The 23,149-nt window shown below is 65.8% G+C and carries 20 protein-coding genes; 18 read left to right on the forward strand and 2 right to left on the reverse strand.

What is annotated here, in order from left to right:
* Window positions 1–41 precede the first annotated feature (41 nt).
* The 15 genes from ACZ1JC_RS21375 (at window position 42) to ACZ1JC_RS21445 (ending at window position 18,572) form a co-directional block, all read left to right on the forward strand.
* Window positions 42–971 (forward strand): LysR family transcriptional regulator, encoded by a 930-nt coding sequence (locus tag ACZ1JC_RS21375; protein WP_465138252.1) that lies wholly within the window; start codon window positions 42–44, stop codon window positions 969–971.
* 519 nt (window positions 972–1,490) lie between these two features.
* Window positions 1,491–2,150 carry a hydrolase gene (locus tag ACZ1JC_RS21380; protein WP_465138251.1) on the forward strand — a complete coding sequence of 220 codons (660 nt, stop codon included), beginning with the start codon at window positions 1,491–1,493 and terminating at the stop codon, window positions 2,148–2,150.
* A 133-nt stretch (window positions 2,151–2,283) separates the two neighbouring features.
* A complete protein-coding gene (locus tag ACZ1JC_RS21385) occupies window positions 2,284–3,120 on the forward strand; it encodes an alpha/beta fold hydrolase (RefSeq protein ID WP_465138250.1) in 837 nt (278 codons plus the stop codon).
* Between the two features lie 29 nt (window positions 3,121–3,149).
* Window positions 3,150–3,419: a DUF1427 family protein gene (locus ACZ1JC_RS21390; RefSeq protein WP_465138249.1), complete on the forward strand. Its 270-nt coding sequence runs from the start codon at window positions 3,150–3,152 to the stop codon at window positions 3,417–3,419.
* A 92-nt stretch (window positions 3,420–3,511) separates the two neighbouring features.
* The gene (locus ACZ1JC_RS21395) at window positions 3,512–5,359 is read left to right on the forward strand and encodes an amidohydrolase (RefSeq protein ID WP_465138248.1); all 1,848 of its coding nucleotides are present in this window, start codon (window positions 3,512–3,514) and stop codon (window positions 5,357–5,359) included.
* A 165-nt stretch (window positions 5,360–5,524) separates the two neighbouring features.
* Window positions 5,525–6,424, forward strand: coding sequence for a glyoxalase (locus tag ACZ1JC_RS21400; protein WP_465138247.1), 900 nt, complete (start codon window positions 5,525–5,527; stop codon window positions 6,422–6,424).
* 3 nt (window positions 6,425–6,427) lie between these two features.
* Window positions 6,428–6,856, forward strand: coding sequence for a DoxX family protein (locus ACZ1JC_RS21405; protein WP_465138246.1), 429 nt, complete (start codon window positions 6,428–6,430; stop codon window positions 6,854–6,856).
* A 189-nt stretch (window positions 6,857–7,045) separates the two neighbouring features.
* Window positions 7,046–8,380 carry an alginate export family protein gene (locus ACZ1JC_RS21410; RefSeq protein WP_465138522.1) on the forward strand — a complete coding sequence of 445 codons (1,335 nt, stop codon included), beginning with the start codon at window positions 7,046–7,048 and terminating at the stop codon, window positions 8,378–8,380.
* Window positions 8,381–8,390: 10 nt separating this feature from the next.
* The gene (locus tag ACZ1JC_RS21415) at window positions 8,391–9,098 is read left to right on the forward strand and encodes a YoaK family protein (protein ID WP_465138245.1); all 708 of its coding nucleotides are present in this window, start codon (window positions 8,391–8,393) and stop codon (window positions 9,096–9,098) included.
* Window positions 9,099–9,242: 144 nt separating this feature from the next.
* Window positions 9,243–9,647 carry a DoxX family protein gene (locus tag ACZ1JC_RS21420; RefSeq protein WP_465138244.1) on the forward strand — a complete coding sequence of 135 codons (405 nt, stop codon included), beginning with the start codon at window positions 9,243–9,245 and terminating at the stop codon, window positions 9,645–9,647.
* A 70-nt stretch (window positions 9,648–9,717) separates the two neighbouring features.
* Window positions 9,718–10,314 carry an RNA polymerase sigma factor gene (locus ACZ1JC_RS21425; RefSeq protein WP_465138243.1) on the forward strand — a complete coding sequence of 199 codons (597 nt, stop codon included), beginning with the start codon at window positions 9,718–9,720 and terminating at the stop codon, window positions 10,312–10,314.
* Window positions 10,315–10,359: 45 nt separating this feature from the next.
* Complete coding sequence (locus ACZ1JC_RS21430; protein WP_465138242.1) at window positions 10,360–11,277, forward strand: FecR family protein; 918 nt, start codon at window positions 10,360–10,362, stop codon at window positions 11,275–11,277.
* 4 nt (window positions 11,278–11,281) lie between these two features.
* The gene (locus ACZ1JC_RS21435) at window positions 11,282–13,675 is read left to right on the forward strand and encodes a TonB-dependent receptor (protein ID WP_465138241.1); all 2,394 of its coding nucleotides are present in this window, start codon (window positions 11,282–11,284) and stop codon (window positions 13,673–13,675) included.
* A 520-nt stretch (window positions 13,676–14,195) separates the two neighbouring features.
* Window positions 14,196–17,405, forward strand: coding sequence for an autotransporter outer membrane beta-barrel domain-containing protein (locus ACZ1JC_RS21440; protein WP_465138240.1), 3,210 nt, complete (start codon window positions 14,196–14,198; stop codon window positions 17,403–17,405).
* A gap of 195 nt (window positions 17,406–17,600) precedes the next feature.
* Window positions 17,601–18,572 carry a glutathione S-transferase family protein gene (locus tag ACZ1JC_RS21445; RefSeq protein ID WP_465138239.1) on the forward strand — a complete coding sequence of 324 codons (972 nt, stop codon included), beginning with the start codon at window positions 17,601–17,603 and terminating at the stop codon, window positions 18,570–18,572.
* 142 nt (window positions 18,573–18,714) lie between these two features.
* On the opposite strand, the gene ACZ1JC_RS21450 is transcribed toward ACZ1JC_RS21445, so the two are convergent.
* Window positions 18,715–19,176, reverse strand: a complete 462-nt coding sequence (locus tag ACZ1JC_RS21450; protein ID WP_465138238.1) for an Lrp/AsnC family transcriptional regulator — start codon at window positions 19,174–19,176, stop codon at window positions 18,715–18,717.
* Between the two features lie 138 nt (window positions 19,177–19,314).
* On the opposite strand from ACZ1JC_RS21450, the gene ACZ1JC_RS21455 reads away from it, so the two are divergent.
* Together ACZ1JC_RS21455 and ACZ1JC_RS21460 are read left to right on the forward strand one after the other, a co-directional pair.
* Window positions 19,315–20,079 carry a tryptophan 2,3-dioxygenase family protein gene (locus ACZ1JC_RS21455; RefSeq protein ID WP_465138237.1) on the forward strand — a complete coding sequence of 255 codons (765 nt, stop codon included), beginning with the start codon at window positions 19,315–19,317 and terminating at the stop codon, window positions 20,077–20,079.
* Window positions 20,076–21,200 carry an aminotransferase class V-fold PLP-dependent enzyme gene (locus tag ACZ1JC_RS21460; RefSeq protein ID WP_465138236.1) on the forward strand — a complete coding sequence of 375 codons (1,125 nt, stop codon included), beginning with the start codon at window positions 20,076–20,078 and terminating at the stop codon, window positions 21,198–21,200. The genes ACZ1JC_RS21455 and ACZ1JC_RS21460 overlap by 4 nt, the downstream gene beginning before the upstream one ends.
* A 56-nt stretch (window positions 21,201–21,256) precedes the next feature.
* Here the strand turns inward: ACZ1JC_RS21460 and ACZ1JC_RS21465 are convergent, their stop codons facing one another.
* A complete protein-coding gene (locus ACZ1JC_RS21465) occupies window positions 21,257–22,069 on the reverse strand; it encodes a hypothetical protein (protein ID WP_465138235.1) in 813 nt (270 codons plus the stop codon).
* A 179-nt stretch (window positions 22,070–22,248) separates the two neighbouring features.
* Between ACZ1JC_RS21465 and ku the strand changes: the two genes are divergently transcribed.
* Window positions 22,249–23,148 (forward strand): non-homologous end joining protein Ku, encoded by a 900-nt coding sequence (gene ku, locus ACZ1JC_RS21470; protein WP_465138234.1) that lies wholly within the window; start codon window positions 22,249–22,251, stop codon window positions 23,146–23,148.
* Window position 23,149 lies beyond the last annotated feature (1 nt).

The raw sequence follows: 23,149 nt of genomic DNA on the forward strand, positions 1-23,149 counted from the left end.
AGATGGATAAAATCGACCCAATTGTTCGATGGAGTTGATAAGTGAGCAATCCGGGTACGCCTACCTTCGACCAGCTTCGCATTTTCCTTGCCGTGGTCGACACCGGCAGTTTCGCGGGCGCGGCGCGCAAGCTGAACCGCGCGGTCTCCGTGATCAGTTATGGGATTTCCAACCTTGAGGCGCAACTGGGGTTGATGCTGTTCGACCGCGAAGGCACGCGCAAGCCGCAGCTGACCGTCGCCGGCCGCGCCGTGCTGGCCGAAGCGCGCGGCGTGGCGGAGGGAATCGACGGGTTGCGCGCCAAAGTGAAAGGCCTGCTGGACGGCCTGGAGGCGGAGGTCGATCTGGCGGTGGACGTCATGTTTCCGGCCGACCGGCTGGGCGTGGTGCTGCGCGCCTTCCAGACGGAATTTCCCACCGTGCAGCTTCGCCTTCATGTCGAAGCGCTGGGCGCGATCACCGCGATGGTACTGGATGGCCGTGCGGTGATCGGCATCTCCGGGCCGCTGTTCGCCGGTGTCGATGGACTGGACAGCGTCGCCACCGGCACCGTGGCACTCATACCGGTGGCAGCCCCGGATCATGCGCTGGGCCGCATGACCACGATCCCGCCCGGATCCGGGCGCAACTACACACAGCTGGTATTGTCCGACCGTTCGCGCTTCACGGAAGGGCGCGATTTCTCCGTCGTCAGCGCGCGCACCTGGCGCCTTGCCGACCTTGGCGCCAAGCACGCCCTGCTGCGGCAGGGCATCGGCTGGGGCAACATGCCGCTGCCGATGGTGGAGGCGGACCTTGTCTCGGGCACGCTGGTGCACTTGCAGATGCCCGACCACACGGGCGGCACCTATCGCTTTGCCGGCATCTGGCGCCGGGATGCGCCCCCCGGCCCCGCCGCCGCCTGGCTGATCGACCGGTTCGTGGCGCAATGTGAGTTGGACACCCCGGGACTGGACCTTCCGGACGTGTGAAGCCGGTGCAGCATCCGCGCAAAATGAAACCGCACTAAATTATTGGTTGAACGCGTTTTCCAAGTCATCCGGTGGTCCCACCTGATTAGAAAACGCTCTAAGCGGAACCGGACGGCACGACTCATACAGTAAACGTGCCGTCCATCACGAATCGCCTCACGACTGCAACGTGACTGCGAGATCAAGAAATCGGTAGCGAATCAGATGGAAAGCGCCGGCAATTGCATTGCCGGCGCAGGGACTGTGCCGAAGGATCAGCGATGTTTGACCATGCCGCGCCGCAATGCCTTTGCCGGCCGCCCGGATATGTCCTTTCCGTACAAGACCGGGGCGGGGACGCGCGCTAGGGCCGGCACCTAGCCCCATTGCTCAATCTCTTGCGCATCATCCTGCCAGTCCAGCAATCTTTTCAACTTCATCGAACGTTCGAAACTGATTTATCAGGATTTTTGAAAACAGCGAATCCGCATAGCTTCCAGTCACCGCAGCAAGCGCTGCCTAACAAAATGGAGCTTCCCGATGACGATCACCGCCACCGCCAAGCCTGGCAACTCGCTGCTTTCGCCTGATAATCACGCTCTGGTTTTGATCGACTTCCAATCGCAGATGGCCTTCGCCACCAAGTCGATCGCACCTGAATTGCTGCGCAACAATGCTGCACTCGTCAGCCGCGCCGCCGCTTCGTTCAAGGTGCCCACGATCCTGACGACGGTGGCAGAAAAGAGCTTCTCCGGCCCGATGTTCAGCGAAGTGACCGCGCCCTTCCCCGGCCAAAAGCTGCTGGACCGCACCAGCATGAACACCTGGGAAGACGAAGCCGTCATCGAAGAGGTCAACCGCATCGGCAAGCCGCGCATCGTCTTCGCCGGCCTCTGGACCTCGGTCTGCATCGTCGGCCCGGTTGCCTCGGCCATCGACCAGGGCTTCGAAGCCTATGTGATCACCGATGCCAGCGGCGACATCTCTACCGAAGCGCATGAGCGTGCCGTGGAACGCATGATCCAGCTCGGCGCCGTACCGATGACCTCGCTCCAGTACCTGCTCGAACTGCAGCGCGACTGGGCGCGGACCGAAACCTACGACAGCACCACCGGCATCGCGGCCGAAGTGGGCGGCGCATATGGTCTTGGCATCAAGTACGCCAAGACGATGTTCGGAGCCTCCGAAGGCGGGCACTGAACACCTCGGGACCGGCAGCCCCCCTATCCCCCCGCCGGGCTGCCGGTCCCCCTTCTCCCATCGTTGAAATCCGCATTTCGCGAAACGCCTCCGCGGCGTTATCGTGCCGCGTTTTCCTATAAGGATCAGCAGCATGGCTTACGTCACCACCACCGACGGCACCCGGATCTTCTATCGTGATTTCGGCCAGGGCCGCCCGATCGTGTTCTCTCACGGCTGGCCGCTCAATTCGGATGCGTGGGACGGCACGATGCAGTTCCTTGCAAACAACGGCTTCCGCGTCATCGCGCATGACCGTCGCGGCCACGGCCGGTCCGACGCCAGCGCCGCCGGCAACCATATGGACACTTACGCCGACGATCTGGCCGCGGTGATCGAACAGCTGGACCTCAAGGACGCGATACTGGTCGGCCATTCCACCGGCGGCGGAGAGATCACCCGTTACGTCACCCGCCACGGCGCGGCAGACGGCACCGGCCGCGTCGCAAAGATGGTGCTGCTGGGTGCGGTCACCCCGCTGATGGGCGCGGTGAACGGCAATGCCGATGGCGTCCCGGCCGATGTGGCGGACCGCGTGCGCAAGGCGCTGATCGATAACCGTTCGCAGTTCTTCCTCGATTTCCCCGATGTCTTCTTCGGCATGCACCGTGGCGGCGGCGCGCCGAAGAGCGAAGGCTGGCGCATGGCGTTCTGGCAGCAGGGCATGGCCGCCGACATCAACGCCCTCTATGCCTGCATCGAACAGTTCTGGGCCTCCGACTTCCGCGAGGAGATGACCCGGATCACCATCCCCGCGCTGGTCATCCACGGCACCGGAGACGAAGTGGTTCCCTACGAAACCACCGGCAAGCGCGCCGCGCAGATCCTGCCGAACGCCACGCTGATCACCTATCAGGACGCCCCGCACGGCTTCCCCAAGACGCACCAGGACCGGCTGAACGCCGACCTGCTATCCTTCGCCCGCGACTGAAGTCCCCCAAAGGAACAAGGAGCCCGGCCATGAAGATCTACCTCCTCTCACTCGGCGCCGGCCTGCTTGTCGGCGTGATCTATGGATTACTGGGGGTTCGTTCGCCCGCGCCCCCGGTGATCGCCCTCATCGGCCTGCTCGGTATCCTGCTGGGCGAACAGGTCGTCCCCCTCGCCAAGCGGCTGATCGCTGGCGAGGAAGTGGTCCACTTCGTCCAGACCGACTGCCGCAAACACGTGCTCGGCCGCCTGCCGGGCGACAAGTCTCCCGGTGACGCGGCCCCCGAGGCCAAGGCGTGATCACCCGCCGCCATACATTCCTGGGAGCGGCCGCATCGTCGCTCCTGCCATCCCTGCTTACCAGCCAGACTGCCCGATCCAAGGAAGCCCCCATGACCGACACGATCATCATCAACGCCAAGGTCACCACGCTCGACCGCGAGAACCCGCAGGCCGAAGCCGTGGTCATCCGTGACGGCAAGTTCCTGACCGTGGGCAGCGAGCAGGAAGCGCGGGAAGCCGCCGCACCCGGCGCCGCCGTGATCGACGCCAAGGGTCGCCGCCTGATCCCCGGCCTGATCGACAGCCACATGCACATCATCCGAGGCGGGCTCAACTTCAACATGGAACTGCGCTGGGACGGCGTGACCAGCCTGTCCGAAGCGATGGCGATGCTGAAGAAGCAGGTCGACAACACCCCCGCTCCGCAATGGGTCCGCGTCGTCGGCGGCTTTACCGAGCACCAGTTCGCCGAAAAGCGTCTGCCGACGATTCAGGAACTCAATGCCGTCGCCCCCGATACGCCGGTCTTCATCCTGCACCTCTACGATCGCGCCCTACTGAACGCCGCCGCGCTGCGCGTCGTCGGTTACACCAAGGACACGCCGAACCCGCCGGGCGGTGAGATCGTGCGCGATGCCGCCGGCAACCCCACCGGCCTGCTGCTCGCCCAGCCCAACGCGACGATCCTCTATTCCACGCTCGCCAAGGGCCCCAAGCTTCCACCCGAGTACCAGCTCAACTCCACCCGCCACTTCATGCGCGAAGTGAACGCGCTGGGCGTGACCGGCGTGATCGACGCCGGCGGCGGTTTCCAGAACTATCCCGACGATTACGACATCATCGAAAAGCTCCACGCCGATGACCAGCTTACCGTGCGCATCAGCTACAACCTCTTCACGCAGAAGCCGAAGGAGGAGCTGGCGGACTTCTCGGGCTGGGTGAAGCAGGTCAGCCCCGGACAGGGCGACGACACCTACCGCCACAACGGCGCGGGCGAGATGCTGGTCTATTCCGCTGCCGACTTCGAGGATTTCCGCGTCGAACGCCCCGACATGCCGCCCAGCATGGAAGGCGATCTGGAACCCGTCATCCGCCTGCTTGCCGAGCACCGCTGGCCCTGGCGCCTTCACGCGACCTATGACGAGACGATCGGCCGCGCGCTCGACGTCTATGAGAAGGTCAACCGCGACATTCCGCTCGAAGGCATCAACTGGTTCTTCGACCATGCCGAGACCATTTCGGACCGCAATATCGACCGCATCGCCGCGCTTGGCGGCGGCATCGCGGTGCAGCACCGCATGGCCTATCAGGGCGAATACTTCGTCGAGCGCTACGGCGCCAAGGCCGCCGAACGCACGCCGCCGATCGCCCGGATGCTGGCCGCCGGTATCCCCGTGGGCGGCGGCACCGACGCTACCCGCGTCGCCAGCTACAACCCGTGGGTCTCGCTCTCGTGGCTCGTCACCGGGCGCACCGTGGGCGGCCTCTCGCTCTATCGCGGCGACAACCGCGTCAGCCGCGAGAAGGCGCTGCGCATGTGGACGCACGAGAACACCTGGTTCTCGAACGAAGTGGGCAAGAAGGGCCAGATCAAGGCAGGCCAACTGGCCGACCTCGCGCTGCTCTCCGACGACTACTTCAGCGTGCCCGACAATGAGATCGTCCACATCCGTTCGATCCTGACGCTGCTGGGCGGCAAGGTGGTGCATGGCGAGGGCGATTATCGCCCGCTCGCGCCGCAGCTGCCGCGCCCGATGCCGGACTGGTCGCCGGTCGCCACGTTCGGCGGCTACTACCAGACGCCCGAAGCCAAGCAGAAGCTCGCCTCTGCCTGCGGCTGCGCCAGCAGCTGCGGCGTCCACGGCCATGACCATGCCGCCGCGCTGGGCGCCAATGTTCCCGCCGCCGATGTCCAGACCTTCTGGGGCTCGCTCGGCTGCGGCTGCTGGGCCGTCTGATCCAGCACGGCCCCTCCGGGCGAGGAGGGGCCGTGCCGATACTATTCCATAATTTCGAACGTATTAGTCGATATTATTCGGATCGATAGATCCTCGGTCACTGCCTAGACGGGTCTTGCACCAACGACCGAGCGGCACTGCCCTCCCTCCATCGGAGCCACTGACATGAAACGCTTCACCCTGATCATCGCGACCGCCATGCTGGTCGCGAGCCCTGCCTTCACGCCTGCTTTCGCCGCCGAGAAGGCCGCTACGGACTACTCGGTCGGTGCCCAGTACGACACCACCCACGTCTACGTGCCGCAAGACCAGTTCGACACCTTCGTTGCCAGCTTCGTCGCCACCTTCGGCGGCACCACCAGCAAGCAGGGCGAATTCCAGGTGACGCCGACCAAGAGCCTCACCAAGTCGCAACTTGTGCTGACCCCCGCCGGCACCGTGTCGGTCTTCGGCTTCAAGACGCCGATCCCGTATGCCTTCGGCGATGAGCGCACCGGCTATCTGGTCAGCGACCTCGACGCCGCCGTGAAGTCTGCGGTCAGCCATGGCGCGGTGCGCCGTCTGGAAACCTTCCCCGATCCGATCGGCCGGGATTCCGTGATCCAGTGGCCGGGCGGCGTGAACATGCAGCTCTACTGGCACACCGCCAAGCCGAGCTACACCCCGCTCGAAACCGTCCCGGAAAACCGCATCTACCTGACCGCCGATGCCGCCGACAGCTTCATCAAGAGCTGGACCGGTTTCGCCCACGCCAGGATCACCGCCGACGACAAGGCCGCCAATGGCGCCGAGATCGGCGAGCCCGGCAAGACCATCCGCCGCGTTGAGATCACCAGCGGCTACGGCAAGATGGTGGTCTATGTCTCGGACGGCCAACTGCCCTGGCCCTATGGCCGCGACATGACCGGCTATGCGGTCAGCGACCTTACGGCGACGCTTGCCAAGGCTTCGACCGCGGGCGTGGAAACGCTGGTTGCGCCTTACAGCACCGGCAAGCGCCAGAGCGCCATCGTCCGCTTCCCTGGCGGCTACATCGCCGAAATCCATTCGGGCGAGGGCAACTGAGCCATGTCCGGCACCGGCACTCCCAAATTCGTCGCATCGGTGCTGGACTTCGCACCGACGGGGTTCCTCGCCCGCCTCCTGCTGGTGGGCGCCTACCTCGTCGGCGGGCTCACCAAGCTGACCGACTGGCCCAGCGCGGTGGCCGAGCAAGCCCACTTCGGCCTGACCCCGCCCGCGCTCTGGGCCGCGCTGACCATCGCGGTGGAACTGATCGGCCCGCTCTTGATCCTCTCGGGCCGTCTGGTCTGGCTGGGCGCGGGAATGCTCGGCGTGTTCACGTTCTTCGCCGCGCTTGTCGCCAATGCCTTCTGGACCATGCCCGCCGGCCCCGAGCGTTTTGGCGCCACCAATGCCTTCTTCGAGCACATGGGCCTCGTCGGCGGCTTCATTCTGGTGGCCATGCTTGCCCATCGGGCCAAGAGCCGTGCCTGAAACGAGGGCTTTGCTCTCGCTCTATCCCCCAAGCCTTCCCCTCCCTCCGCTCGTCCTGAGCCTGTCGAAGGACCACAGCACCGCGCCAGCGCTCTTCGACAGGATCTGGACGCGCGGAGGGGGACTTCATCCGATCAATTCAGGAGCCGTTCGATGAAGCGCCTCGCGCCGATTTATGCGGCAACCGTCATGACCATGACCTGCGCGCCCGGCTTAGCCCACGCCGAACCCACCGAAGCCTGGCAAGCCCCCACGCTCTCCATCACCCGCTACGACGAAGACTGGTCCGATCTTGCCGACGCCGAAAAGCGCGGCCACCACTGGACCGGGCCGTTCAAGTACGTGCCCATCAGCGATGACGTCTGGCTCTCCACCGGCATCGAACTGCGCGCGCGTAACGAGAACCTTGAGAACAACCTCTGGGGCAGTGCCGAAGCGCCGGACGACAGCTATGTCTGGCTCCGCGCCCTGCCTTATGCAGACCTCCACGTCGGCAAGCTGCGCGCCTTCGTGCAGCCCATCGCCTCCACCTCGATCGGCGTCGCCCCCTCACCGGGCCCGGTGGACGGAAGCGGTGTCGACCTGCTGCAGGGCTTTGCCGAGGCCGACCTTGGCCCCGTGACCCTGCGCGGCGGGCGGCAGATGCTCTCGCTCGGCACCGAGCGGCTGATCGGCACGCGCTATGGCCCCAACGTGCCGCTCGCCTTCGATGGCGTGCGCGCGGACGTAAAGCTGGGCGCGGCCAAAGTCAGCCTGCTGGCGGTAAGGCCCGTGCAGGCACGCAAGGGCGACTTCAACGACCGCACTTCGCCCGACAAGTCGCTCTGGGGCGCCTATGCCACGCTGCCCGATCTCGACCTCTACTACCTCGGCTATCGCAACGATGCCGCGCACTGGGCCACCCGCGAGGGCACCGAAACCCGCCACAGCCTCGGCGCGCGCTGGCACGGCACGCGGGATGACTGGCACTGGAATGTCGAGGGCGTCTACCAGTTCGGCCGCTTCGCAAATGGCCCGATCTCGGCCTGGACGCTGGGCACCGAACTCGGCCGCGCCTTCCCGGCCGCGCCGCTCGCACCGGACCTGACCATGCGCGTCAACGTCGTCAGCGGCGATGGCAAGCGGGACGACAACCGCCTCGGCACGTTCAATGCGATGTTCCCCAAGGGCAAGTATTTTGGCGAACTCTCTCCGGTCGGCCCCTACAACATCGTCAACGCCTATTCCTCGCTCGGCCTGCAACTGGCGCCGGACATCTCGGCCAGCCTCGCGGCGATGGCCTACTGGCGCTATTCGCGGGAGGACGGGATCTACGACATCCCCGGCAACCTGATCCGCGACGCCGGAGACAGCCGCGCGAAGTTCGTCGGCAAGGAAGCCGAAGCCACCATCGCCTGGCAGGCGACGGCGGAACTCGAACTGTCCGCCTCGCTATCCGCCTTCGCGCCGGGCGCCTTCATTCGCGAGACCGGATCTGCGAAAACGATCCACATGCTCGGCCTCGAAACCAACTTCCGGTTCTAGGAGACCTCCCGTGGACACCCCCGTTTCCAAACTTCCTTCCAGTCCGCTGCCGGGCCTGCTCCTGCTGCTTTCTTCCACCACCGGTCTGGTCGATGCGGTCAGTGTGCTGGGCCTGGGCAAGGTCTTCACCGCCAACATGACCGGCAACATCGTCTTCCTGGGCTTCGCCGCCGCCGGCACCCCGGGTTTCATGGTGGCGCCCTATCTGGTGGCGCTGGGCGCCTTCATCGGCGGCGCGCTGATTGCCGGGCGCACCGGCAAGGCCCTGTCCCCGCGCCCCCTGCGCCACTGGCTGACCTGGGCCGCCCTGATCGAGGCGAGCCTGCTGTGGATCGCGGCATGGGTGGCGCTGGAATACGACCCCGCCACACTGTCCCCCAAGCCCGCGCTCTATGCGATTATCGCGCTGACCGCCGTGGCCATGGGCTTTCGCAACGCCACCATCCGTCAGCTAAAAGTGCCGGACCTCACCACCACCGTGCTGACGCTCACCATCACCGGCATTGCCGCCGATTCGCGCATGGCCGGCGGCACCGGGCCGAACCTGCTCCGCCGTCTGAGCGCGATCTTCGCGATCTTTGCAGGCGCCGCCGTGGGAGCGGTGATGGTGCTGCACCACGGCCTTTCCGCGCCGCTGGCGCTGGCCGGGGTCGTGGTGCTGGTCGCAACGCTGGCCTGCGTGCGCCATCCCGCCGCCGCCGCGCCGCATGCCGGCTAATGGGCTATTCTAGATTTCAGAACAAATCGATCAATCTTATCCTGATTTTCTGAAACGGAATTTCGAGGCATTCCTTGCTCATCGAAGGACGCCGGCAAGAGGAAACAGCGGCGCCCCGCAACCGAAAAAGTAGGGAATACCGCCATGAACACCATCGCAAACACTGCCGTCAACGACACCGAAACCCGCATCGTCCGCACCCTGCCGCTGATCGGCCGCGTGCTGATCGCCGCGATCTTCATCCTCTCCGGCCTGTCCAAGCTGGCCGCGCCTGCCGCGACGATGGCCTATATCGGCTCGGTCGGCCTGCCCTTCCCCATCGTTGCCCTCGCTGGTGCGGTCCTGATCGAAGTGGTTGGCGGCCTGGTCCTGATCTCCGGCTATCGCCTGCGCACCGTCGCCGCCGTGCTGGCCGTGTTCAGCCTGGTTACCGCGCTGCTCTTCCACAACAACTTTGCGGACCAGAACCAGTTCATCCACTTCTTCAAGAACGTGGCGATGGCCGGCGGCCTGCTGCAGATCGTCGCCTTCGGCAGGGGCCGCGAGTAACCCACGCTCTCCCAACCCACGACGCAAACCCACAACAAAGGGCGGTTCCGCAAGGAGCCGCCCTTTTGGCGTGTCGCGCCTTCTTCCCCTAATCCTCGCGAACGTCTATCTGAAGCGCGCGACTACAAGAACCGACCAGATCCCCGTGACTTCGCCCTCTCCCGGTGCCGGCCTTGAAGCGGCATTCCTCGCGCACCGCGATGTGCTGCTGCGTTTCTTGCGCTCGCGCGGCGCGGGCGACGCGGCGGAGGATCTGCTGCACGAAGTCTGGCTGCGCATCGCCGCCAGCAAGTCCGGCCCGGTCGCCGCCCCGCTTTCCTATCTGATGCGCGCTGCGGACAGCCTGATGATCGACCGCTACCGATCACAGCGCCAGGCCGAAAAGCGCGAACGTGACTGGAGCGACACCCATACCGACGCCTCCACCGGCGTAGCGCCCGAGCCCTCGCCCGAACGCCGCCTTGCCGCCGCGCAGGAAGCGGCCGAGGTCATGGGCGTGCTGGACCGGCTAGGCCCGCGCGCATCGAAAGCCTTTCGCCGCCACCGGATCGACGGTGTGGCACAGCGCGACGTGGCCGCCGAACTGGGCGTCAGCCTCAGCACGGTGGAAAGTGATCTTCGCCTTGCCTATCGGGCGCTGGGCGAATGGAAGGAACGACACGGATGAGGCTGGTGCCCAACGTCTCCGTCATCCACGCAGAAGGAGCGCGTGATGAGTGACGAGATGATCCGCGAGGAAGCGGCCCGCTGGGCCGTGCGGACCGGCGAACCCGGTTTCGACGACTGGGACGGCTTCATGCTCTGGCTGGAGGCCGACCCCGCCCATGCCCGCGCCTATGACGCCGTGAGCGCCGCCGTGCTGGACGCGGTGGAACTGGCCGCTGCGGCGCCCGCGAACGACGTGATCGACGACGTGCACGTTGCCGCCCCAACCCGCCGCGTCTGGCTGGGCAGCGCCATCGCCGCCTCCATCGCGCTGATCGGCGGTGTGTGGCTCTGGCAGACGCAAGCGCGGGATATCTATGCCGTGGAAACCGCGCCCGGACAGATGCGCACGGTGGAACTGGAAACCGGCACCCGCATCGATCTGGCCGGCGGCACCGTGGTCAGGCTGGACCGCAAGGATCCGCGCTATGCCGTGCTGGACAAGGGGCAGGCGCTGTTCACCGTGCGCCACGACGCCGCGCGCCCGTTCCATGTCGAGGCGGGCGACGCCACGCTCGTCGACCTGGGCACCGTATTCGACGTTTCGCGCGATGGCGCGCACCTGAGCGTCGGCGTGGCCGAAGGCGCGGTGGGGTACAATCCGAAGGGCGAGAACCTGCGCCTTGCGCCCGGTGACAGGCTGGTCGCGGACGCCGGCAACGTCACGCTGGGCCATGTGCCCACCCGCGAAGTGGGCGAATGGCGTGAAGGGCGGCTGACGTTCGATGCCACACCGCTCTCCGAAGTCGCCGCAAGGCTGACCCGCGCCACCGGCATTGCCTTTGCCGCGCAGCCCGGATCCGAAACGCCGGTTTCCGGCTCCATTCTCGTCACCCCCATTCACGACGATCCGCAGATGATCGGCGCGCTGCTGGGCCTTCAGGTTCGGCATGAGGGGCAAGTCTGGGTGATCGGCCGCCCCTGATCCCATGCGCCGCGCATTGCTTCTTCTTGCGACGGCATATGCCGTGCCGCTTCCCGCTGCCGCGCAGACGCCTGCGCAGCTGGCGGCCGTGGCGACACGCGAAGGATCGGCCGGCGATGCCGCCATCGAACTGGCGCGGCAGACCGGCACCAGCATCGTCATTGCCGACCCCGCTCTGGCCCGTCGTCGCATCCCGGCGTTGAAAGGGCGGATGGCGGCGCATGAGGCCGTAGCCCGGCTGGCGCGCGCCGCCGGGGCCCGTGCCGTGCCGGTCGGCCCCATGGCATGGCGGCTGGAAAGCGCGCCACCGACGCGTCTTTCCGTGCCGGTTCCGCCGCCACGCCCGGCTCCTGCGCTTAAACCGGAACCGGCGCCGCAAGCCATCGTCGTCACTGCCACCAAGCGCGACTTGCGGCTAGAGCAAGTGCCCGCGCAAGTCACCATCCTCAGCGGAGACAGCCTGACCACCGGCGGCGTCGGCGGCAGCGAGAAGATCATTCGCCGCCTTGCCACCGTCGCCTCCACGCATCTGGGTAGCGGGCGCAACAAGCTGTTCATTCGCGGCATTGCCGATTCCAGCTTCACCGGCCCGACGCAGGCTACGGTGGGCCAGTACCTCGGCGATATGCGGCTGACCTACAACGCGCCGGATCCCGACTTGCGCCTGTCTGACCTTGCCCGCGTGGAAGTGCTGGAGGGCCCGCAAGGCACGCTCTACGGCGCGGGATCGCTGGGCGGGATCATCCGGCTGGTGCCCAATCCGCCCGAGTTCGACCGGACCGGCGGATCGATCATCCTTGGCGGCGCGCTCACCCAGCACGGCGGCCCTTCCAGCGACCTGAGCGCCACCGTCAACCTGCCGATCGCGGCAGATACGGCCGCATTCCGCGCCACACTCGATACCGCCAGCTATGGCGGTTACATCGACAAGCCATTGCTCGGCCGCAAGAACGTCAACCGCACCGATGTGCTGGGCGGCCGCGCCGCGCTGCGCGTGAAGCTGGCGCCGGACTGGACGGTGGACGTGATCGGCCTTGCCCAGTCCATCGGCGCGGACGATAGCCAGTATGCCGATCGCGACGGCAAGCCGCTGGAAAACTCCGCCCGCGTCCGGGAGGGTTCGGAGGCCGACTATGCGCTGGGGCAACTGGTGATTTCCGGCCGGATCGGCGGCCTGGAACTGCGCTCCACCACCGGCGCGGTCCGCCAGAACCTGCATGAGCGCTACGACGCCAGCGAACCAGATGGCCCGCCGCGCCTGTTCGAACAGGCCAATGCGACGCACATGATCGCGCACGAAACCCGGCTCTGGCAGCCGGAACGGCATGGCTTCGGCTGGCTGATCGGTGCCAGCTACACCCACAACCGCACCACGCTGACGCGCGATTTCGAGGAACTGGCGCTGCGCAGCACGGCGACCGGCGTGCGCAATACGGTGGACGAATTCACGCTCTACGGCGAGGCGAGCCTGCACTTGCGCGGACCGTTCACTGCCACCGCCGGGGGCCGCTTCACGCAGGCCCGGCTGGGCGGCGATGGCGAGGATGTGCTGCCACAAGTCGCCTATGCCATGGCGATGAAGGGCGTGACGGCGAAGCGCGATTTCACCGCTTTCCTGCCCTCTCTGGCGCTGCACGCCGAGTTCTCGCCCGAAGATCAGCTCTATCTGCGCTATCAGCAGGGCTTCCGCCCCGGCGGCTTCGCGATCGAGAGCGACTATGTCCGCCGCTTCCGCAACGACCGCACCGGCACCGTGGAGATCGGCGCGCGTCACGGCCGGGCGGGGGTGAGCCCGTTCGATCTGGCGGTCAGCCTGTCCTACACCCGCTGGCGAGACATTCAGGCGGACTTTACCGACAGCGCCGGCCTGCCCAGCACCGCCAACATCGGCGACGGCCGCGTCTGGTCGGCCAGCGTTTCAGGCGGCATGCAGGTTGCGCATGGCCTGCGACTGGAAGCGGGTGCAGCGTTCAACCACAGCCGGATCGACAAGCCCGATCCTCAGAGCACGCTCAAGTACCAGTTCGCCGCCGGTGCGCTGGACGCCTTGCAGATGCAGGTACCGAACATCGCCCGCTTCGCCGGCCGCGCGGCGTTGGCGTGGAACCGGGACCTCACCGACGATCTTGCCCTCTCCGCCAATGCCTGGGGCAGTTACCTCGGCAAGTCGCGGCTGGGTATCGGGCCGGATCTGGGAATGCTGCAGGGCGACTATTTCGACAGCGGCTTCGACATGCGCGTTGGCACGCCGGGCTACGGCGTGACGCTGGGCGTGACCAACCTTGCCGACGAGCGCGGCAACCGCTTTGCGCTGGGCACGCCGCTCGCGACGGGCCGTGAGCAAGTGACGCCGCTGCGCCCGCGTACCGTGCGACTGGGGTTCGACGCGAAGTTCTGAACGGGAGGCGGGTATGTGGCTGGCGCTGGGCATACGTCCTGCCCGCGGCCGCGACCACGCGCCTTCAGTTGTCCCCTCGCCCTCCCCACCCACCTTCGTCATTGCGAGCGTAGCGAAGCAATCCAGGGCGGCGCTGAACTGCCCTGGATTGCTTCGCTACGCTCGCAATGACGAGCAAGGGGGCGGTTATGAGGCTGAGGCACGGGGCTGAGGCACGGGGCTGAGGCATGGAGCTGAGGCATGGAGCTGAGGCATGGAGCTGAGGCATGGGGCATAAAGCATAGGAAATGGGCAGCTGGCAGCCCTCAGCCCGCCACTAACCGAACCCGTCGCCCCCGCGAAGGCGGGGGCCCCGCTTCCTTCGCGCCACGCCCGCAAAGAAAAGCGGGATCCCCGCCTGCGCGGGAATGACGAAGCTTTATGTGGCGAGTTGGGGCGAGACACCCCCACCCAAATTATTTTCAAGGTCACTCCCAAAAGCCTCCGTCTTCCCCTTCGAAATCGATCTGAAGGGACGACGATGCCTCGCTACCTGCCCGGTTACTTCTTGGCCTCCACCGCGCTGCTCACCATGGCGACTGCGGCTCAGGCTGAGGATGTGACCACCAAGAAGACCACCCCGCTCCTCACTTCCACCATCAAGAACGGCACGGCCGACGCCATCAATGTGACCAAGGACGGTTCCGTGGTGCTGGCGTCCGGCACGGCGATCACGATGGACAGCAACAACGCGGTGTCCAATGCCGGCGCGATCACAATCACCAATGCCGATGGCGCCACCGGCATCCGCGTGCTGGCGGGAACCACCGGCGACATCGTCAACACCGGCACGATCACCATCGACGAGACCTACACCGCCACCGATACCGACAAGGACGGCGACCTCGACGGTCCCTTCGCGATCGGCTCCAACCGCACCGGCATAAAGATCGAAGGCGATCACGCCGGCAAGCTGACCCAGAGCGGCACGATCGCGGTGGAGGGCAACAATTCGACCGGCATCTCCATCGGCGGCACGCTGAACGGCGCCTTCACGCATGACGGCACCACCACCGTGGGCGGCGACAATGTCGTGGGCGTCAAGGCGGGCGCGATCAACGGCAACGTGCGCCTGGCCGGATCGGTCGGCGCGCAGGGGTTGAATGCGGTGGCCGCGCAGTTCGGCGGGGACATCAATGGCGCCATGGTCGTTCAGGGCAACATCGCCTCCACCGGCTATCGCTACAACACCTCGCCCGCAGACCCGTCGAAGCTGGACGCGGACGATCTGCTGCAGGGCGGTTCCGCTCTGGTGATCGGCGGCAATGTCAGCGGCGGCATCGTGCTGGCCGTGGCACCGAAAGATACCGACCCGAACAAGGCGGACGAAGACGGTGACGGAATCGACGATGCCAAGGAAGGCAACGCCAAGGTCGCCTCCTACGGCAAGGCGCCGGCCATGGTGATCGGCGCGGCCAATCGCGATGTCGCCATCGGCGCGGTGGCCGGTACTGCCAGCGGCTTTGGCCTGCAGATCGAAGGCGGCGTGGAAGGCAACGGCGTCTACACCGGCGTGGACGGCAACGGCCTCGTCATCGGCGGTCTGGGCGGCAAGGTGACGATTGCCAATGGCGTCGGCGTGACCGGCTCGGTCGCCGCCACTTCTAAGGATGCCGCCGCCACCGCAGTGCGCTTCGGCGCGGGCGCCAGCACGCCGCTGGTGCAGAACGGCGGCACGATCTCCGCCACCAGCGGCAACACCGCCGCCTCGGTAGCGACTGCGGTGAAGATCGACGCCGGCGCCAGCCTGCCGACGCTGCGCAACTCCGGCACGATCAAGGCCGTGACGGGTGAGAACGGCACCGCCGTCGCCATCCGCGATTCCAGCGGCACGCTGAACCTGATCGAGAACAGCGGCACGATCTCCGCAACCGGCGCCAAGGCCGACAGCGGCCGCAACATCGCGATCGATCTCTCGGCGAACACCGGCGGCGTCACCATCCGGCAGACGCAGGTGGCATCGGGCTTCGCCGCCCCCGCCATCACCGGCGACGTGAAGCTGGGCAGCGGCAACGACACGTTCTCCATCGCCGACGGCACAGTGACCGGCAATGTCACGTTCGGTGGCGGCAACAACACGCTCACGCTTTCCGGCGATGCGGTGCAGACGGGCAACGTTACCTTCGGTTCGGGCACCGACGCGATGAGCCTTGCCGGCACCTCGCGCTATGTCGGCACGGTCGATTTCGGTGGCGGAGCGGACACGCTGACGCTGTCCGACAGCGCGGTGTTCTCCGGCGCGCTGGCCAATGCCGGCAACCTTGCCTTGAAGGTCAGCGGCGGCACGCTGGACCTCAACAAGCCCGCCTCGATCGGATCGCTGGATGTCGGCGCGAACGGCGTGCTGGCCGTCACCCTGAACAAGGCCGCCGGCCTCGGCTCGGCCTATACCGTGGCCGGCAACGCCAACTTCGCGGACGGCGCCAAGCTCTCCATCAAGCTGGCCGACATCTCCACGGCAGAGGGCAGCTACCAGGTCCTCACCGCCGGATCGCTCACCGGGCGGGACAAGCTGAAGGCCTCCGCCGATCTTGTGCCCTACATGTTCAAGGCCACGCTGGACGAGGATGCGCCCGCCAACGTCATCGTCGTCGACGTAGCCCGCCGCACCGTGCAGGAACTGGGCCTCAACCGCTCTCAGGCGGCCGGCTACAACGCGATCTTCGCCGCGCTGGGCAAGGATGCGGACATCGAAAAGGTGTTCCTGGCCGATACCGACGGCGATACCTTCCGCGAACACGTCAGCCAAATGCTGCCCGATCATGCCGGCGGCGCATTCGAAGGCATCAGCTTGGGCGCCCGTACGCTGATCCGCCAGCTTCAGGATCCGCAGAGCCCGGTCTTCGGCGATTCGCGCTTCCTCACCCACCTGAACCTCTCGTTCTGGGGCAGCGACAAGAACGCCGGTGCCAGCGCGGCCTACAACCTGCAGGGCTATGCCATGTCACTGGGCGGCGAATATGCCACCGGCGTGGGCTATTTCGGCGGCACGTTCTCGTACCTGTGGAACCGCTACACGCGCGGCGCGGCCAGCGAGATCAAGTCGAACTCCTGGGAATTCGCCGGCCACTGGCGCGGTGAGAGCGGCCCGCTGGCCGGCTATGCCCGCGCCTCGGTCGGCTTCGGCAACTATGACAGCGAACGCACGTTCGCCGGCACGGCTGGCACCGACACGGTCAAGCGCACGATCGATGGCAGCTGGAACGGCAACTTCGTTACCGGCGCGGCAGGCGTCTCCTACGAAGGCGGCGGCAAGTACCTGTTCTTCCGCCCGGCCGTCTCGATCGACTACGTGCGCCTGAAGGAAGACGGCTACACCGAAACCGGCGGCGGCAAGGCGCTGGACCTCACCGTGGCATCGCGCACAAGCGACGAGCTGGGCGTGAACGGCGGCATGACCGTGGGCGTCGATTTCATGACCGCAGCCGGCCGTGACGACAACTGGTTCCGCATGGAAACCGAAGGCGGCTGGCGCGAAGTGGTCAGCGGCGGCATCGGCGCCACCACTGCGCACTTTGAAGGCGGCCAGGATTTCCGCCTTGAAGGCGATGACGGCACCAGCGGCTGGTTCGCGCGCCTGCGCGCCATCGGCGGTTCGGTGGGCCTGACGATGATGGGCGAATTGGCGGCAGAGGATCGCCACGGCCACACCAACCTTTCCCTGCGCGGCTCGGTGGCGATCGGCTTCTAAAGCCCGTCTCCATCAGGCCGTCCGCGGCGCGCCGGCGCACACCCCCGCCCCCTCGTCGACGCGCCGCACCCTGCAAACCGCTCCTGCCGCCGGAATCCGGCCGGCCGGGGCGGTTTGCTTTTTCCGGAACGGTTTACAGGCCCCCGCAAAAGGCCGATGCTGCCCCTTCCCCCTTCAAGGAAATGAGGCAGTACGATGGGCAAGCTGGTCGACGGCGTCTGGCAGGACGTCTGGTACGATACGAAATCGACCGGCGGCCGGTTCGTCCGCAAGGATTCCTCTTTCCGAGACTGGGTAACCGCCGACGGCACGCCCATTGCAGAGGGCGGCCGAAGCTTTCCTGCCGAGGTGGGGCGCTATCACCTCTACGTCAGCCTCGCGTGCCCTTGGGCGCATCGCACGCTGATCGTCCGCGCGCTGAAGGCGCTGGACACGATGATCGATGTTTCGGTGGTGAACTGGCTGATGCTGGAACGCGGCTGGACTTTCGATCCGGCACCGGGTGTGGTGCCCGATACGGTCAACCACGCGCATTACCTTTACGAAGTCTATGCCAAGGCGGACCCGCACTATACCGGACGGGTGACCGTGCCGATCCTGTGGGACAAGCAGACCGGATCCATCGTCAACAACGAATCCTCCGAAATCATCCGCATGTTCAATTCCGCGTTCGACGGCATCGGCGCCTGCCCCGGCGACTATTACCCGGCGGCCCTGCGCGCGGAAATCGACGAGGTGAATGCGCGCGTCTACGACACCGTGAACAACGGCGTCTACAAGGCCGGCTTCGCCACGTCGCAGGAGGCGTACGAAGACGCTTTTGAGCAGCTTTTCGCCAGCCTCGACTGGCTTGAGGAGCGGCTATCGACGCAGCGCTGGCTGGTGGGGGACAGCATGACGGAGGCGGATATCCGTCTGTTCACCACACTCATCCGGTTCGATCCGGTCTACGTCGGCCACTTCAAGTGCAACTTGCGCCGCATCGCGGACTATCCCGCGCTGCAGGGCTTCCTGCGCGATGTCTACCAGACGCCGGGCGTCGCCGGCACGGTGAATTTCCAGCACATCAAGGGGCACTATTACCAGAGCCACCGCACCATCAATCCCACCGGGATCGTGCCGGTGGGGCCGCTGCTGGACCTCGATGCCCCACACGGGCGGGGGTGAGGGCAGGCGCAAGGTTTGGCCAGACACCTCACCTCGTCATTGCGAGCGTAGCGAAGCAATCCAGAGTCGCGCAAACCGCCCTGGATTGCTTCGCTACGCTCGCAATGACGAGAGGTGCTTAGCGGCCCGAGACATCCTTCCCCTAACCCGCCGCATCGGTCAGGTAAGCCCGCGGCTTGATGTCGCGCATGGCCAGCGTGGTGGTGAAATGGCGCACGCCCGGCAGCCGGCGCAGGCGGTTGCGCAGCAGGTCGTCCAGTTCGGGAACACCGGCGGTGGCGACTTGCAGCAGGTAGTCGAAATCCCCCACCGTCGCGTGGCAGGCCAGTACGGCGGGCTCATCCTGCACGGCACTTTCGAAGGCCTCGTGCCGGTCGAACTCGATGGAAACCTGCACGAAGGCGCTGGTCGAAAGGCCGATGCCGGCAGGGTCGATCACCGCACGATAACCGGCAATCACGCCAGCCTTTTCCATCGCCTGTACGCGCTTCCAGCTGGGCGTTTTGGAAACCCCCGCCAGTTCGCCAAGGCTGGCGAAAGACAGCCGCGCGTCATGCTCCAGCGCGCGCAAAAGGCGCATGTCTAAGGGATCGAGATCGGGCATGGAACAAACGGTCTCCAGAATTGTCGAAATCGTTTATTCTGTTCTCCAGATTGCTGCAATCGCCGTCCAATCAAGTCCAATGTTTCAGCCTGTCGCTGCTATCGTGCTCGCTCCATAAGCACAGGAAAGGGAGAGGCCATGGACCGCGCGAAAGTCTACGAACAGCTGGGGGCGCCCGCCGCGCTGGACTATGAGGTCTATCTGAAGACCGACAGCCTACTGGCCTGCCAAAAACCGTGGGACGCGCTGTGCAATGCCGACGAATTGCAGTTCCAGATCGTCCATCAGGTGGAGGAACTGTGGATGAAGCTGATCGCCTCCACCGTGCTCGACATTGATGAGTGCATCGCTGCCAAGCAGGCCCTGCGCGCCAATACGTTGCTGGGCCGCTGCCACCGGCTGATGCGCCTGATGACCGCCCAGTTGGACCTGCTGGAAACGATGTCGCCGCGCGAATATCAGGAAATCCGCCTGCAACTCGGCAACGGCAGCGGGCAGGAATCGCCGGGCTTCCGCGTGCTGCTCCGCTTCATTCCGGAGCTATGGCATACCTTCGACAAGGCCTATGTCTCCGGCGCCGGCCGCACCGTGCGCGAGATCTACGACCAGGGCTTTGCCCATGATGAGGCCTATATTCTGGCCGAAGCACTGATCGAACTGGACGAACTGTTCGGCAAGTTCCGCTGGCACCACATTTTCCTGATCCACCGCTCGATAGGTATGGGTTCAGCCTCGCTCAAGGGTCGTTCAGTCGATCTCTTGCAGGCTGGCGCGAAGCACCGCTTCTTCCCGGCGCTGTGGGATGTCCGCGTGGAAATGACCGACGATTGGGGCCACGATTACGGCCGCGTGCGCGACAGCATTGCGCCAAAGAATCCCGAGGTTAAGGCTGACGCTGCATGAACGAAGCGCGCGACCTGTTCCATCTGCCGGAAGGCGGCCCTTACCTCCTCGCCCACTCGGTCGGCTGCCTGCCGCGCTCTGCCATGGGCGCGCTGGAGGCGGGCGTGCTCGAACCCTGGCGAACGAAGGGCGGCCACGCGTGGTCGAACTGGCTGGATACTATCGAGGATTTCCGCTCTGCCGTCGCGACGCTGCTCGGCGTCGATGTGGCAACCGTGGCCCCGCAAACCAGCGTTTCCGCTGCGCTTTTCACCTTACTCTCCGGCCTGAAACCGCAGGCTGACAAGAATGTGGTGCTGCTCAGCGAACAGGCGTTTCCGACCATCGGCTTCGTGTTGGCACCTCTCGCCCGCCTGGGCCTGAGCGCGCGCTTCATCCCTGCCAGCGAAGACCCATCCGATCCGGCTACTTGGGAACGGCACTTCGACGGAACGGTTGCGGCGGTTATCGCCATGCACGTCCATTCCAACTCCGGCCTTGTCTCTCCGGTGTCATCGATCACCGCGCTAGCCCGGCAGCATGGTGCGATTTCGATCGTCGACCTGGCCCAATCTGCGGGAATTCTGCCCGTCCCGTCGCAAGAATGGGATGCCGATGCGCTGATCGGCTCCTGCGTGAAGTGGCTCTGCGGTGGCCCCGGCGCGGCCTACTTGCAGGTGCGCAGCGGCCTGACCCCCACGCTGGCGCCGCTGGATGTCGGCTGGTTCGCGCACGAAGAACCCTTCGCCTTCGACATTCGCGACTTCCGCTATGCGGGCGACGCGCGCCGCTTTCAGGGCGGCACGCCGTCCATCGCGCCCTTCGCGCTCGCGGCCGAGGGCATCCGGACAATGCTAGAGGTTGGGCAAGCCCAGGTTCTCGCCAACAACCGCGCCTGCATCGCCGCTTTCGAGGATGAGGCCGGCCAATCGCTCGGCTGGTCGGCGCGCAGCGGAACGCTCTGCCTGCTTTGCGACGACCCGCAAGCCGCGACTGCCGCCCTGTCCGTCGCCGGTTTCGCGCACGATTTCCGCGGCAATATCCTGCGCGCCTCATTCCACATCTGGAACCGGCCCGAGGAAGCTGGCGATCTGGCGCGCGTGTTGCTGCGTTCAGGCGTGATTTTCACCCCCGCACGCTGATTTCGGATCCTTCCGTCACCGCACCGCGCGGATCGCTCGGCGCGGTGACGGCTATTTTACTGCGGGAACTTTACTGCGGGAACCCGACTGGCGACCAATTCGGCGCTCTTGCGTTCGATGGACCAGAGCACGCGGGCCTGCCCCTTTTCCCAGCCGATCGCCTGCCCATCAGTGGGCAGTGCGATCGTGGTGACATGGTCCAGCACCGTTCCCTGGGCCGGGATGCGGAGCACGTACATTTCGGGCAGGTCATGCCCGGTCACGTAAAGCAGGCCGTCGTCGCCCCAGCTTCCGCCCGAAGCGCTGCGCGGGGCGAAACGGTCCAGCACGCTATCGGGGAATGCCCATAGTCCGGTCTCGCGCATCCGGTCATCCAGCCGTACCAGTGTCGTCTGGCGATGGTCACGGCCCGGCTCCCCGCCCTTGCCGTCGTAATTGGCATAGCAGGCATACCAGGCCCCATTGCGGCGGCTCAGCCAGGTCAGCGATCCGTGTCCATGGCCCAGCGAATGAATGCGGCGCAGCTTCAGCGCGGCCGCATCGAACCGCAGCACCTCACTGGACATCGGCACTTGCGGGTAGTTGGAAGCCGCGCAGATCAGGTCGCGGCCTTCCAGTTCGCAGGAATTGAGATGGGGGAAGCGCGCCGGATCGCCATCCCAGCGGGCGACGCGCTGCCCGGTCCTGGCATCGTAACGACCGATTTCGTGATTGCCGATGGCATAGACCGATCCGTGTCCGGCAGTCGCGCCCTGCCGCGCCTCTTCGGCGGGTATGCGGCGCAGTTCCTCGGCAGCGAGCGGCGGCACGGAAGCAGCGGCCGGTACCGGCTGGAGCGCGGCGGCGGCAAGAACAAGCAATGCACTCATCAGCAGCCTGCATAGCCGGCATGGCCCATATGGCCATAGCGGTCGTTGAAAAAGCTTCCTTTGCGCATGGAAGATTACCGTTTGGTGATGGATCCGCGACAGTGGGGCAATCCTTGCCCCCAATCGCACCGGGAACCCCCGACCACCCTGGCGGCTTATCCCCCCGAAAGGACCGGGCGATGGCCGAACGCGCGTATTGGCAGGGACAGATCCGACTGGCGCTGGTCTCGATCCCGGTGGAGATATATCCGGCCACCCGGTCGGGCGCGGCGATCCAGTTTCACCAGATCCACGAGCCCAGCGGCAAGCGCATCCGCTATGAAAAGGTCGCCCCCGGAGTCGGCCCGGTCGACCGGGAAGAGATCCTCAAGGGCTACGAGATTTCCAAGGGCAACTACGTCCTGCTGGACGAGGAAGAGATCGAGGCGGTGCGGATCGAAAGCCGCCGCACGCTGGAACTGGTGCAATTCGTCGAAGCCGACGAGATCGACGTACTCTATTACGAAAAGCCCTATTTCGTCGTCCCGGCCGACGATCTGGCCGAAGAGGCCTATGTGGTCCTGCGTGAGGCTCTTCGCGCCAGTCGCAAGGTCGGTGTCGGACAGTTGGCGGTGCGGGGGCGCGAGCAGCTGGTCTCGTTGAAACCTTGCGGCCATGGCATGGTGCTGGAAGTGCTGCGCTATGCCGATGAGGTGAAGAAGGCGCAGGGCTATTTCCGCGACATCGGCGATGCGAAGCCCGACAAGGACTTGCTGGATCTGGCCACCACGCTGATCGAGAAAAAGACCGCGCGGTTCGACCCGGCCGAGTTTCACGACCGATATATCGACGCGCTCCACCGGCTGATCGACAGGAAGGCCAAGGCGAAGTCCAACCGCCGCGTGCTGGAGGATGTCGAGGAGCCGGCCGCCGCCGGCAAGGGCAATGTGATCGACCTGATGGCCGCGCTGCGCAAGTCGGTCGGCGAAGGCGGTTCGGCCGGAAAGGCGGCTGCCAAGAAAGCGCCTTCAAAAAAGACGCCCGCGAAGAAGCCGAGCACGCCCAAGTCGCCCGCGCCGGCAAGGCGCAAGCGGGCCTGAT

The organism is Sphingomonas sp. BL-S-28 (assembly GCF_055521515.1).

Coding starts and splice junctions, on each gene's coding strand:
- ACZ1JC_RS21420 (WP_465138244.1), top strand. CDS start 9,243: ATGAACACCATCGCAAACACTGCCGTCAACGACACCGAAACCCGCATC.
- ACZ1JC_RS21400 (WP_465138247.1), top strand. CDS start 5,525: ATGAAACGCTTCACCCTGATCATCGCGACCGCCATGCTGGTCGCGAGC.
- ACZ1JC_RS21445 (WP_465138239.1), top strand. CDS start 17,601: ATGGGCAAGCTGGTCGACGGCGTCTGGCAGGACGTCTGGTACGATACG.
- ACZ1JC_RS21395 (WP_465138248.1), top strand. CDS start 3,512: ATGACCGACACGATCATCATCAACGCCAAGGTCACCACGCTCGACCGC.
- ACZ1JC_RS21460 (WP_465138236.1), top strand. CDS start 20,076: ATGAACGAAGCGCGCGACCTGTTCCATCTGCCGGAAGGCGGCCCTTAC.
- ACZ1JC_RS21455 (WP_465138237.1), top strand. CDS start 19,315: ATGGACCGCGCGAAAGTCTACGAACAGCTGGGGGCGCCCGCCGCGCTG.
- ACZ1JC_RS21390 (WP_465138249.1), top strand. CDS start 3,150: ATGAAGATCTACCTCCTCTCACTCGGCGCCGGCCTGCTTGTCGGCGTG.
- ACZ1JC_RS21410 (WP_465138522.1), top strand. CDS start 7,046: ATGACCATGACCTGCGCGCCCGGCTTAGCCCACGCCGAACCCACCGAA.
- ACZ1JC_RS21440 (WP_465138240.1), top strand. CDS start 14,196: ATGCCTCGCTACCTGCCCGGTTACTTCTTGGCCTCCACCGCGCTGCTC.
- ACZ1JC_RS21385 (WP_465138250.1), top strand. CDS start 2,284: ATGGCTTACGTCACCACCACCGACGGCACCCGGATCTTCTATCGTGAT.
- ACZ1JC_RS21435 (WP_465138241.1), top strand. CDS start 11,282: ATGCGCCGCGCATTGCTTCTTCTTGCGACGGCATATGCCGTGCCGCTT.
- ku (WP_465138234.1), top strand. CDS start 22,249: ATGGCCGAACGCGCGTATTGGCAGGGACAGATCCGACTGGCGCTGGTC.
- ACZ1JC_RS21450 (WP_465138238.1), bottom strand. CDS start 19,176: ATGCCCGATCTCGATCCCTTAGACATGCGCCTTTTGCGCGCGCTGGAG.
- ACZ1JC_RS21380 (WP_465138251.1), top strand. CDS start 1,491: ATGACGATCACCGCCACCGCCAAGCCTGGCAACTCGCTGCTTTCGCCT.
- ACZ1JC_RS21465 (WP_465138235.1), bottom strand. CDS start 22,069: ATGAGTGCATTGCTTGTTCTTGCCGCCGCCGCGCTCCAGCCGGTACCG.
- ACZ1JC_RS21405 (WP_465138246.1), top strand. CDS start 6,428: ATGTCCGGCACCGGCACTCCCAAATTCGTCGCATCGGTGCTGGACTTC.
- ACZ1JC_RS21430 (WP_465138242.1), top strand. CDS start 10,360: ATGAGTGACGAGATGATCCGCGAGGAAGCGGCCCGCTGGGCCGTGCGG.